This is a genomic window from Acinetobacter sp. S4397-1, assembly GCF_024129285.1.
Classification (GTDB): domain Bacteria; phylum Pseudomonadota; class Gammaproteobacteria; order Pseudomonadales; family Moraxellaceae; genus Acinetobacter; species Acinetobacter lwoffii_C.
In genome coordinates this window covers 167619-179663 of sequence record NZ_JAMXXZ010000002.1, presented here as the reverse complement: position 1 = coordinate 179663, position 12045 = coordinate 167619, and the positions used below count along the sequence as shown (strand labels likewise).

The 12045-nt window shown below is 42.1% G+C and carries 10 protein-coding genes and 1 pseudogene; 10 read left to right on the top strand and 1 reads right to left on the bottom strand.

Annotated features, from left to right (window positions below; genetic code table 11):
* The first annotated feature begins 228 nt into the window (after positions 1–228).
* On the top strand, positions 229–801 hold the full coding sequence (locus NI467_RS02145; RefSeq protein ID WP_253150653.1) for a flavoprotein: 573 nt from the start codon (positions 229–231) through the stop codon (positions 799–801).
* 233 nt (positions 802–1034) lie between these two features.
* Here the strand turns inward: NI467_RS02145 and NI467_RS02140 are convergent, their stop codons facing one another.
* Positions 1035–1871: a pyruvate, water dikinase regulatory protein gene (locus NI467_RS02140; RefSeq protein WP_151204401.1), complete on the bottom strand. Its 837-nt coding sequence runs from the start codon at positions 1869–1871 to the stop codon at positions 1035–1037.
* A 154-nt stretch (positions 1872–2025) separates the two neighbouring features.
* Here NI467_RS02140 and ppsA point away from each other — a divergent pair, with 154 nt between their 5' ends.
* The 9 genes and pseudogenes from ppsA to rpsF all read left to right on the top strand — a co-directional run bounded on the left by ppsA (position 2026) and on the right by rpsF (position 12037).
* On the top strand, positions 2026–4404 hold the full coding sequence (ppsA, locus tag NI467_RS02135; RefSeq protein ID WP_253150652.1) for a phosphoenolpyruvate synthase: 2379 nt from the start codon (positions 2026–2028) through the stop codon (positions 4402–4404).
* 397 nt (positions 4405–4801) lie between these two features.
* Positions 4802–5599: an RDD family protein gene (locus tag NI467_RS02130; protein WP_174659704.1), complete on the top strand. Its 798-nt coding sequence runs from the start codon at positions 4802–4804 to the stop codon at positions 5597–5599.
* Between the two features lie 301 nt (positions 5600–5900).
* Positions 5901–7010 (top strand): ubiquinol oxidase subunit II, encoded by a 1110-nt coding sequence (gene cyoA / locus NI467_RS02125; protein WP_151204404.1) that lies wholly within the window; start codon positions 5901–5903, stop codon positions 7008–7010.
* 2 nt (positions 7011–7012) lie between these two features.
* The gene (gene cyoB, locus NI467_RS02120; protein WP_151204405.1) at positions 7013–9001 is read left to right on the top strand and encodes a cytochrome o ubiquinol oxidase subunit I; all 1989 of its coding nucleotides are present in this window, start codon (positions 7013–7015) and stop codon (positions 8999–9001) included.
* Between the two features lie 4 nt (positions 9002–9005).
* On the top strand, positions 9006–9623 hold the full coding sequence (cyoC, locus tag NI467_RS02115; RefSeq protein ID WP_253150651.1) for a cytochrome o ubiquinol oxidase subunit III: 618 nt from the start codon (positions 9006–9008) through the stop codon (positions 9621–9623).
* Positions 9623–9949 carry a cytochrome o ubiquinol oxidase subunit IV gene (locus NI467_RS02110; protein ID WP_151204407.1) on the top strand — a complete coding sequence of 109 codons (327 nt, stop codon included), beginning with the start codon at positions 9623–9625 and terminating at the stop codon, positions 9947–9949. The genes cyoC and NI467_RS02110 overlap by 1 nt, the downstream gene beginning before the upstream one ends.
* A 10-nt stretch (positions 9950–9959) precedes the next feature.
* Positions 9960–10838, top strand: coding sequence for a heme o synthase (gene cyoE, locus NI467_RS02105; RefSeq protein ID WP_174659703.1), 879 nt, complete (start codon positions 9960–9962; stop codon positions 10836–10838).
* A gap of 313 nt (positions 10839–11151) precedes the next feature.
* Positions 11152–11505, top strand: a pseudogene (locus NI467_RS02100) (DUF3142 domain-containing protein); the annotation flags it as partial.
* Between the two features lie 145 nt (positions 11506–11650).
* Positions 11651–12037: a 30S ribosomal protein S6 gene (rpsF, locus tag NI467_RS02095; protein ID WP_004696436.1), complete on the top strand. Its 387-nt coding sequence runs from the start codon at positions 11651–11653 to the stop codon at positions 12035–12037.
* Positions 12038–12045: the final 8 nt, after the last annotated feature.

The following is a 12045-nucleotide window of genomic DNA, read 5'->3' as shown; positions in this document are numbered from 1 at the left end:
ATCCTCATGCGTGAGCAGAAGAACTGTTTGCATATCACCGATGCAAATTTTCTCTTTCTAAAATAGCTTTCTACGCGATCTCTCTTTCTATGCTTTAGTAGAAATCAAATCTATGTTTCTATAAATTAGATGACTGCCTAAGTTAAATTTTCTGCTTTTATTGTTCCACAATTTTGTTTATATCTATTCAAAATAAAACCAATTAATAAATAATTTCAAGGAACACAAATGTCCAGCAAGCAGGATACACACATCGGTATTTTTGAAAATCGGGCTGAGTGTTTTCAGCAATTTACGGGAGTTCAACTTGCTTCTTCCAAACTGGCTGAATTTGATTGTGCAGGAAAACACATTGCGATTATCGGGACCGATCAGTTTACAGTCAGTCAGCTTGACCGGCTCACTCAGCAAGCTCAATCCGTTAAAGTTTTCCAGATTAGTCCGCAATTTATCTTGCCTTGCTCTACCCGTAGCTTGCAGCGCATGTTCCACCATCCTTTAATTAGCAAAAATAGACGCCTGTTCAACAACCGGGTTAAAAGCATACTTTCACTGCGCTATCTGGAAAATCAGGTCGCCAATGTCTGGTTAAGACGTCAGTTAATGCCTAATCTGGCAACGCCGCCCAAAGTTTACTTAAAGTCCGATGATTATTATGTCGCGCTACAGCGTGAAAACTGCCAGCTCATTACTTGGCCAATCCTGAAAATTGCAGGCAATGTTCTCTATTGCATTAATGGAGATCAGCATCAAGTCGAAGTTATTGTGCATACTTATTTACCAGAACATAATGCACAATAAAGTCATTCACATAAGCTTCGATGACTTTTAAGACCCTCTAAGCCACCTCAGCAATGAGAATTAAGCTGTTTAAGTAACCAGAATTAATCATGATTCAGCTCTTTTATTTCTCAATGTGATTGTAAACATTTCCTGTAATTATAATTCTCATATTTTATTTCTATAAATTTGGGAGATTTGTTTATTTTTATCTATAAATCAAGACCAAGCTAAGGCTTGGTCCTGGATATTTTTCAACCGATACGACGCTTGAGACCTGTCATCTGTAGCACACGGGTGGAAATCTCTTCAATCGACATTTCCGAGACATTCAGGTATTTAATGCCTTCTGAAATATAGATCCCTTCAATCGCACGCAGCTCCATCTGGCACTGACTAAAACTTGCATAACGGCTATTGGCTTTACGTTCGGTACGGATTGCCACCAGACGGTCTGCATCAATCATCAGGCCGAAAAGCTTGTTCTTATGCGGTCTGAGTACTGCTGGCAGGCGATTGTCATCCAGGTCTTCCTCAGTCAATGGATAGTTGGCCACACGAATTCCAAACTGTAAAGACAGATAAATGGAGGTGGGTGTTTTACCCGAACGTGACACACCAATCAGGATCAAATCAGCTTTATCATAATGGCGGGTACGTGCGCCATCATCATTATCGAGTGCAAAATGAACTGCATCAATACGGGCCTTATAAGATTCAGAATCTGTAACCGCATGAGTCTGACCGACTAAAGTCGTAGGAATCGTGCCTAACTCATCAGCCAATTTACTAATAAGCCCTTCAAATACATCAAGATTTACCGCATTTGCTGTATTAATAATATCGCGCACATAAGGATCAACCAAAGTATCAAATACCAGAGGTTTTTCACCGTCTATTTGAGCTCTTGCATTGATCTCTGCCACCACACTTGTAGCGGCTTCTTCAGAGCTAATGTAAGGGATAATATGAATGTCAAATTTTACATGTGGAAACTGCGCTAACAGCGAGTGGCCAAGCGTTTCAGCGGTGATGGCAGTACCATCTGAAATAAAGAAAACACTACGCTGAATTTGTTTACCTTCTGACATTAAAATTCTCCTCAAACATTTGTCTTAGTGCTATATAATCTTTATAGTAAACCGATCTTACATGACTGTCGCTTAGTAAAATCAAAAACCTAGACGATTTGCTATACTCTCATGCCAAGATAGTGATTAATACTGCAAAAGTGGAGTAACAACTTTGGAAGCGCGCGTAATTGGTCTTGAAAAATTAGGGAAGCACGACGTTGAGCTTGTTGGTGGGAAAAACTCATCACTAGGTGAAATGATCAGCCATTTATCAAATGCTGGTGTATCAGTGCCAGGTGGTTTTGCAACAACTGCAAATGCCTATCGTGAATTTCTCGAGCAAAGTGGCCTAAACGCTAAAATTAATGCAGAGCTTGCAGCACTGAATGTAGATGATGTAAATGCTCTGGCTGAAACTGGCGCAAAAATTCGCCAATGGATTGTGGATACTCCACTTACAGCGGAATTAGAAAAAGAAATTCGTACAGCTTTTGCAGAGCTTTCAAACGGCAACACTGACATCGCGGTTGCCGTTCGTTCATCTGCGACCGCAGAAGATTTACCCGATGCATCTTTTGCAGGCCAGCAAGAAACCTTCTTGAACATTCGCGGCATTGACAACGTGCTGATCGCAATTAAAGAAGTGTTCGCCTCTTTGTACAACGACCGCGCAATTTCTTATCGTGTACACCAAAATTTTGCCCATGACGTGGTTGCCCTCTCTGCAGGTGTACAGCGCATGGTTCGCTCTGAAACAGGTGCTGCCGGTGTAATGTTTACGCTGGATACAGAATCTGGTTTCCGTGATGCGGTATTTATCACTGCATCTTATGGTCTGGGTGAAATGGTAGTACAGGGTGCGGTTAACCCGGATGAATTCTATATCTCCAAGCCTCTTCTCAATGCTGGTCGACACGCGATTTTACGCCGCAACCTAGGTTCTAAACACCAAAAAATGATCTACGGTGAGGAAGGCGCTGCAGGTAAGTCTGTAGTTGTTGTGGATGTAGAAAAAGCAGACCGTCAACAGTTCGCACTGAATGATCAAGAACTTCAAGAACTTGCTAAACAAGCAATCATCATTGAAAATCACTATGGCTCACCAATGGATATTGAATGGGCGAAAGACGGTGATGACGGTAAAATTTACATTGTTCAAGCACGCCCTGAGACTGTAAAGAGCCGTGAAAACGTCGGTACAATGGAACGCTACCTGTTAAAGCAACGCGGCACCGTGATTTGTGAAGGCCGTTCAATCGGTCAACGTATCGGTTCTGGTAAAGTCCGTATCGTGACCTCTATTAAAGAGATGGACAAAGTACAAGATGGTGACGTACTTGTATCTGACATGACTGACCCGGACTGGGAACCAGTGATGAAGCGTGCTGCTGCCATTGTGACGAATCGTGGTGGGCGTACCTGTCATGCGGCTATTATTGCTCGTGAACTTGGCGTTCCAGCGATTGTCGGCTGTGGTAATGCTACCGAAGTTCTGACAGATGGTCAGGAAGTGACGGTATCATGTGCAGAAGGTGATACTGGTTTCATTTATGAAGGCGCACTTGATTTCGAAATTCAAACCAACTCTATCGAATCAATGCCAAAACTGCCGTTCAAAATCATGATGAACGTCGGTAACCCGGATCGGGCATTTGACTTTGCACAAATTCCAAACGAAGGGATTGGCTTAGCTCGTCTGGAGTTCATCATCAACCGTATGATTGGTGTGCATCCTAAAGCGCTATTAAATATTGACAGCCTGCCACGTGAAACTCGTGCTGCAGTTATGGCACGTACTGCGGGCTATGCGTCTCCGATCGAGTTCTATGTAGAAAAACTGGTCGAAGGTATTTCTACCCTTGCTGCTGCATTTGCTGACAAGCCAGTGATTGTGCGTATGTCTGACTTCAAGTCAAACGAATATGCCAACTTGATCGGTGGTAAGTTATACGAACCAGAAGAAGAAAACCCTATGTTGGGCTTCCGTGGTGCCAGCCGTTATGTGTCTGACAACTTCCGTGACTGCTTCGAACTTGAATGCCGCGCACTGAAGAAAGTACGTGATGAAATGGGCTTAACCAACGTACAGATTATGATTCCATTCGTACGTACAGTTGCTGAAGCAAAACGTGTAATCGAACTCCTTGCCCTAAACGGCTTGAAACGTGGCGAAAATGGCCTGAAAGTTATTATGATGTGTGAATTGCCAACGAACGCATTATTAGCTGAACAGTTCCTGGAGCACTTCGATGGCTTCTCAATCGGTTCAAACGACTTGACTCAGCTTACACTTGGTCTGGACCGTGATTCTGGTATCGTCTCTCACCTGTTTGATGAGCGTGATCCAGCCGTTAAAGCGCTACTTTCGATGGCTATCCATGCTTGCCGTAAAGCAGGCAAATATGTAGGTATCTGTGGTCAAGGTCCTTCAGACCATCCAGATCTTGCACAATGGCTCATGGAACAAGGCATTGAATCCGTGTCTCTAAACCCGGACTCTGTACTAGATACCTGGTTCTTCCTGGCTGAAGAAAAAGTTCAAAAAGCATAACTAAATGCTGATAAAAAAGACCCGTTTCAGGGTCTTTTTTATGGCTTAAAGATAGTGGTAAATCAGTTTCCAGAAAAACTTAATCTATTGATTTTTAATTATTTTAATATAGGTCACTCTGTACACCTTCTTAATTCAAGAACAAACAAATACCAACATTTAATTACCCTATAAATTGCCATAATTAATTAGCACTGAAATCCATATTCGAGTACTAAAATCACGAATCCTTGTTACACTAGTTTTACCCAGAGAAAATTTAGATTATCAATATTCTTGAAAATACTGAATTTATCTCTATATCTAAACACAGGCGCTTCTATTTGTTTTAACATAAAACGCAAGAGAGTCTGATTTCAGTTCTTTTTTGAAATTTACATTTTGAGATTCAGTTTATATGCAGATTTACTTGGCACGAAATAATCAACAAGCTGGTCCTTATACCTTGGAACAACTCAATCAGATGCTTGCTGACCAGCAAGTGTTACTGACTGATCTGGCTTGGCATCAGGGTATGACAGAGTGGAAGGCTTTAGGTGAACTGACGCAAGGAAAATCAGTATATATGCCTGAGGGCTATATCCCCCCCGCGCCTGCACCTGCATCAACTGCCTATCAGCACACCACCTCAACCCCAGCCTCTTCTACGCAGACCCACGCTCAACATACAACCAATAAAAATGAGCTGGCCAGCATCCCGAGTCGTATTCTTGCCAAGATTGTTGATCTGTTATTGTGGCTTCCTGCGACGTTCATTTTGACAGCTTTCTTTACACCGGCACAGGAAACTCAGTTTGCAACCCTGAATCAGGAATTTATAAATGTCATGCTGGACAGCAATGCTGACCCTGCTCTGGCACAACAATTACAAACCCAAATGTTCGAAATGTTCTCACAGCAGGCCTGGATCGCCACCGCGCTTTACCTCATTATCATGCTGGCAATACAGGCTTTTCTGATTGCGAAATCAGGACAGAGTATCGGGAAAAAACTAACCAAAATTAAGATTGTAGATGCTGAAACTGGGGAGAAAACCAGTCTGCTACGTGCTTTTACAATTCGTAGTGTCTGCTTTATTTTCTTGAATATCATGCTTATGCCAATCAGCACAATCATTGACTGGGCTTTTGGTCTGGGGGAAAAACGACAGACCCTGCATGATAAACTTGCTAAAACACAAGTCGTAAAACAATAACTTATCATTCTTTTAAATGGGATGGAGTGCATCCCATTTTCCCTCATTACGTTGAAATTAAAATAAAATTCCAACAATTATTCTTAAATCCCGACCAGCAAAATCAGTTTCTTTTACAGGGATTTAAAGCACCTTTATATATAGCTTAGTTTATCAATATCAGGCATAATGCCCCACAACGTAGCGGTGTGTTGTGACCAGAAGGATGTTTTTATAAAAAATCAGCCTTTTTAGTCATGCCACACTTTAATCGCTATCCCATATTAAATTAGGGAATGGGACTCTTCACCGAGGTTGTAAAATGAGACAAACAATTTTAGCTGTATTGTCTTTATCTGCGATGGCTGCACTCTTAACTGGGTGTGGTGGTGATTTAGTACTTCTGAACTCTAAAGGTCCAGTTGCTGAAGGTCAAAGTAACCTGATGATGACTGCGATCTACTTAATGCTGTTGGTGGTTATTCCATCTATCATTATGGCATTATGGTTCGGTTGGAAATATCGCGCATCGAATAAAGACGCAGACTATAAACCTACATGGGCACACTCTACTGCGATTGAAATTGTAGTATGGGGTATTCCTGTCATTATTATTGGTGTTTTAGCCTGGTTAACTTGGTGGGGTTCCCACAAGTATGACCCATACCGTCCAATTGAGGCGGATAAAGCACCACTAACTGTTCAAGTAATTGCAGAACAATTCAAATGGATTTTCATCTATCCTGAGCAAAATATTGCAACTGTTAACGAATTGCGTTTCCCTGAGAAAACTCCGGTAAGCCTTCGTTTAACCTCTAACTTCACGATGAACTCGTTCTTCATCCCGGCGTTAAGTGGTCAGATCTATGCAATGGCAGGTATGCAAACCCACTTGAATATCTTGGCTGATGAAACTAGCCCGGCTGAAGGCTACCGCGGTTTCTCTTCCAACTACTCAGGTTACGGCTTCTCACAAATGCATTTCCGTGCTCACTCTGTGACAGATGCTCAGTTTGCTGAATGGGTTTCTGCTGTTCAGTCAGGTAATGGTACTTCAGTCAATTCAAAAGCAGTTCAAAAGACTGTTCTAGATCAAGCTGAATTTGCAGCCTTACGTGATGGCAACCGTTCACAAAAACAAATTGATGCAATGGTTCGTAATGCAAGAACAGATCTAGAGAAAAAACTCGCTGCAACTGCTCAGGCAGAAGGTCCATATAAGACTCAGCCACATCCTGTGACTTATTATTCTTCTGTAGAGCCGGGCTTGTTTGAATCTGTGATTAATAACTATATGAGTAACTACCATGGTGCTGACCATTCAGCTCCGGCTGTAGAGGCTACAGCGACTGACGCTGTTGCTCATGATGAAGCTGCGGCTTCTGAAGCTCATGTAGCTGTTGAACATGCGACTGCTTCTCAAGGAGAATAAGAATGAGCTTCTTAGGTAAGTTAGGTCCAGATGCAATTCCTTACGATCCAATCGTATTGGTCACAGTTGCAATGATGATCTTGGGTGGTATCGCAGTTGTTGCTGGTATTACCTACTTCAAGAAATGGGGCTACTTGTGGAACGAATGGTTCACATCGGTAGACCATAAAAAAATTGGTATCATGTATATCCTCGTATCAGTGATCATGCTGGTGCGTGGTTTCGCCGATGCGATCATGATGCGTCTTCAGCAGTTCCTTGCAAAAGGTGGCGGCGAAGGCTACTTACACCCTGAACACTATGACCAGATCTTCACCGCACACGGTGTAATCATGATCTTCTTCGTAGCGATGGGTCTTGTTGTTGGTTTAATGAACATCTCTGTACCGCTTCAAATCGGTGCACGTGACGTTGCATTCCCATTATTGAACTCTTTAAGCTTCTGGCTATTCGCTGGTGCTGCGGGTCTGATGATGGTTTCACTTGCTCTAGGTGAATTCGCAGCAACAGGTTGGATGGCGTATCCACCACTGTCAGGTATTGAATATTCACCTGGCGTTGGTATGGATTACTATATCTGGGCACTGCAGATTTCTGGTCTCGGTACGCTTCTAACGGGTGTTAACTTCTTTGTTACCATCATTAAAATGCGTGCACCTGGCATGAAACTGATGGAAATGCCAATCTTTACCTGGACTGCACTATGTACGTCTGTACTGATCATTGCCGCATTCCCGGTGTTAACTGCAACTATTGCAATGCTAACGCTTGACCGTTACTTCGGTTTCCATTTCTTTACGAACGACCTAGGCGGCAGCCCGATGTTGTACGTAAACCTGATTTGGACATGGGGTCACCCGGAAGTATATATTCTGATTTTACCTGCTTTTGGTATTTACTCAGAAGTTGTAGCAACATTCTGCCGCAAAACGCTATTTGGTTATAAATCGATGGTGTATGCAACAGTAGCAATCACAGTATTGTCATTCGTTGTATGGGTTCACCACTTCTTTACCATGGGTGCAGGTGCCAACGTTAACGCGTTCTTCGGTATCATGACCATGATTATTGCGATTCCTACAGGTGTGAAAATCTTCTCTTGGTTATTCACCATGTATAAGGGTCGTATTGTCTACACTACGCCAATGCTATGGACACTGGGCTTCCTGGTAACTTTCGGTATTGGTGGTATGACTGGTGTATTGATGGCAGTTCCACCAGCGGACTTCCTGGTACATAACTCTTTGTTCCTGATCGCTCACTTCCATAACGTAATTATTGGTGGTGTAGTATTTGCAATGTTTGCAGGTATCATTTTCTACTGGCCAAAAATGTTTGGCTGGAGACTGAATGAAACTTGGGGCAAACTGGCGTTCTGGTTCTGGTTCTTCGGTTTCTACTTTGCATTCATGCCGCTTTATATCCTTGGTTTCATGGGTATGACTCGTCGTCTGAATACATTTGATAATCCAGACTGGGATCCGTATGTAAACATTGCAATGTTCGGTTCTGTCCTGGTTGCATTTGGTATCGTATGTTTCATTATGCAAATCGTAGTTGGCTTCCTACAGCGTGACCAACGTCTAGATTTGACTGGCGATCCATGGGATGGTCGTACGCTTGAGTGGTCTACTTCTTCCCCTGCTCCGTTCTATAACTTTGCCTATCTTCCAAAGATCAATGGTATTGATACTTTCTGGACTGACAAAGAAAATGGTGTTGCTTATGCAAAACCAACGAAGTATGAAGACATCCACATGCCGACTAACCGTGCTGCTGGTTTCGTTATCGCTATGTTTATCACCGTAATGGGCTTTGCGTTAATCTGGCACATCTGGTGGTTAGTATTCGTTACTTTCATTGCTTCAATTATCAGCTTCATCGTTTCTTCTTTCACCAAGAAAGTGGATTACTATGTTCCGGCTGCTGAAGTAGAGCGTATTGAAAACGAACGCTATGCGATCCTTGATAAACACTTGAAGAAGGACTAAGACAATGGCTGAAGTACTTCATCATCAGAACCACGGACACGATGAGCATCATCACGATGATACTGACATCACGGTCTTTGGTTTCTGGACTTACTTGATGAGTGACCTTATCCTGTTTGGTACACTCTTCATTGCGTTCGCTGTTTTAAGTAGCCACATTCCAGTGGATACGCCAAGTGCAAAAGATCTTTTTGGCGATTCTTTAGGTTTTGTATTAACTGAAACCTTTGCTCTCTTGATCTCTTCTGTAACTTTTGGTTTTGCGGTTCTTGCTGCATACAAAAAAGATGTTGCAAAAGTATTAACTTGGTTAGCAATTACCTGGGTATTCGGTGCAATCTTCATCGGCATGGAGCTATATGAGTTCAATCATTTAGTTCATGCAGGTCACGGTCCAAGCGCAAGTGCGTTCTTATCTGCGTTCTTTACTCTAGTTGGTACGCATGGTATTCACGTAACTTCTGGTCTGGTGTGGATGATCGTGTTAATGGTTCAAATCAAGAAATATGGTTTGACTCTGGCAAACACACGTCGTCTTGCTTGCCTAAGCTTGTTCTGGCACTTCCTTGACATCGTTTGGATCTGTGTATTCAGCGTAGTTTACTTGATGGGAGTTCTGTAATGAGTCACGATCATAACTCAGCTGGTGCAGCACACGGTAACACTAAGCAATATACAATCGGCTTTATCCTGTCTGTTATTCTGACTATCATTCCATTTGGTATGGTCATGGCAGGCGGTTTTGGTCGCGGTATCTTGATCACAGTCATTGCGATTACTGCAGTTGCCCAGATTCTTATACAGCTAATCTACTTCTTGCACATGAACTCTTCTTCAGAGCAGCGCTGGAACGTGATTGCATTCGTGTATACCATCTTAACCATCTCTATTCTTTTAGTGGGTTCTGTATGGATCATGAATTACCTACACTACAACATGATGATCTAAACTGGTTGTCATGCTGAAAAAGTATTTATTCCTGACGAAGCCAGGGATTCTCTTTGGTAACTTCGTTACCACTTTGGGTGGCTACTTTGTAGCCACTCAAGGTTCTGTAGATTTCCTTCTCTTGCTCCTTACTCTTCTGGGTACTACGCTTGTAGTTGCCTCAGGATGTGTGGTCAATAACGTTATTGATCAGGACATCGACCAGAAAATGCAGCGCACGCAAAACCGTGCTCTGGTGCAAAAAACTATTTCTGTTCCTGTAGCCTTGGCTTTTGCCCTGGTGCTAGGTGTGATTGGTTTTGGTATTTTATGGTTTTGGGTAAATGCATACGCTTTCCTATTCGCGGTCATTGGTTTTGTCGTATACGTTGGTTTTTACAGCTTATGGACAAAACGAACGACTATTCATCAAACTATTGTCGGCAGTATTTCCGGCGCATCTCCACCTGTCATTGGCTATACGGCTGTAGTCGGTCAGTTTGACATGGGTGCATTACTCATCTTTTTGGGTTATGCCTTCTGGCAAATGCCCCACTCTTGGGCAATTGCTATTTACCGCTTTGATGACTACAAAAATGCCAATATTCCAATTTTGCCTGTAGCTCGTTCGATTTATCGAACCAAGATTGAGTCATTTATTTATGTCGTATTATTTACACTGACAATGAATGCACTATTTATCTACGGCTATGCAAACTGGATTTATGTCATTATTCTCAATGCGCTTTGTATTTATTGGCTGTATTTAGGAGTAATTGGATTTAAGGCTGAAAATGACCAGCTCTGGGCAAAACGTTATTTTCTGTTTTCTGTCCTGCTGATTACCATTATCAGTATTTCATTCAGTTTTACCTCTACTCTACCCGCCAATCCAATCGTATTTTTTTAAAAAGATAGAGTTAGTCTCTATCTTTTTTTATTTCTCTTTATGGAATTTTTGCTAAAACAGAATATTCAAAATAAATAAAAATGTTCATTTCATATAGCAATTATAAAAAGCTCCATACTGTATTTAGCCGCTTTATTATTATTTTCTAGTCTTCATTCTGTCAGTTATTCGGCAAGGTATTGCACCACGACCATAAGAGCAAAAAATCCGGCTAGTCATCAGCAGTTATCATCTAAGCTGGAGTACACAAGACTATCAACAGGTGCTGAGTTTACTCAGTCAGTGGTAGTAGCGAGAAAATCAGGTAAAAGGCTTACAGATTGATTTCGATAATAAAATCCAAAATCTATATGAGTGTGCTTTATTTTTACATCAGCTGCGTCAGAAATTGCCTCGTCAATATCAACTCAGTATTACCAATTTGTTGGACTGGACCAGTTTTCGGGATGCCCCCAAGCTGGCCAATAATGATGAAATGTCTATTCAAACAGGGATACGCACCGCTGTGGATTATGAAACTTCTTTGCAACACACTCGCCAATTGGGTTTGGCTTTTAAGGTGGGCTTGGTACAACATGGAAGATTCAACCCTCACTTAAATTATCAGCAGTCTCCCCTATTTAAAGACCATATCCTCTTGCTGCTCAGAACAAAACCAAGATTTTGATCATGCAATTTATGCCAATCCTATTGTATTTTTTACCAAAACCCACTAAAATTCACGCTTCGCAAACACTGCGACACAACCCAGGTTGTGACTCCTTGCTTCAATTTATCCAAATTGGGGCTGTGTAAACCGTAAGGAGCTGACAATGCGTCACTACGAAATCGTACTATTGGTACATCCAGACCAAAGCGATCAAGTTGTGGGTATGGTAGAACGTTACCTAACTCACATCAAAGAAGCTGAAGGTCAAATCCACCGTCTTGAAGACTGGGGCCGTCGTCAATTGGCTTACCCAATCAACAAGATCCACAAAGCTCACTACATTCTAATGAATGTTGAGTGTGGTCAAACTACTCTTGATGAGCTTGAAGAATTATTCCGTTATAATGACGCAATCATTCGTAGCCTTATCATCCGTCGTGAAAACGCTATCACTGAAGAGTCTTTACTGGCTAAAAGTGCTGAAGAAAAACGTGCGCGTAAAGCTCAACGTGAAGAAGCACAACAAGCTCAAGACTCTGCTGAAGCATAAGGAGAACA

Bases quoted from the DNA above. Each gene is read 5' to 3' on its own strand.
- NI467_RS02145 (WP_253150653.1), top strand. From the start codon at position 229: ATGTCCAGCAAGCAGGATACACACATCGGTATTTTTGAAAATCGGGCT.
- NI467_RS02140 (WP_151204401.1), bottom strand. From the start codon at position 1,871: ATGTCAGAAGGTAAACAAATTCAGCGTAGTGTTTTCTTTATTTCAGAT.
- NI467_RS02130 (WP_174659704.1), top strand. From the start codon at position 4,802: ATGCAGATTTACTTGGCACGAAATAATCAACAAGCTGGTCCTTATACC.
- cyoA (WP_151204404.1), top strand. From the start codon at position 5,901: ATGAGACAAACAATTTTAGCTGTATTGTCTTTATCTGCGATGGCTGCA.
- cyoB (WP_151204405.1), top strand. From the start codon at position 7,013: ATGAGCTTCTTAGGTAAGTTAGGTCCAGATGCAATTCCTTACGATCCA.
- cyoC (WP_253150651.1), top strand. From the start codon at position 9,006: ATGGCTGAAGTACTTCATCATCAGAACCACGGACACGATGAGCATCAT.
- NI467_RS02110 (WP_151204407.1), top strand. From the start codon at position 9,623: ATGAGTCACGATCATAACTCAGCTGGTGCAGCACACGGTAACACTAAG.
- cyoE (WP_174659703.1), top strand. From the start codon at position 9,960: ATGCTGAAAAAGTATTTATTCCTGACGAAGCCAGGGATTCTCTTTGGT.
- rpsF (WP_004696436.1), top strand. From the start codon at position 11,651: ATGCGTCACTACGAAATCGTACTATTGGTACATCCAGACCAAAGCGAT.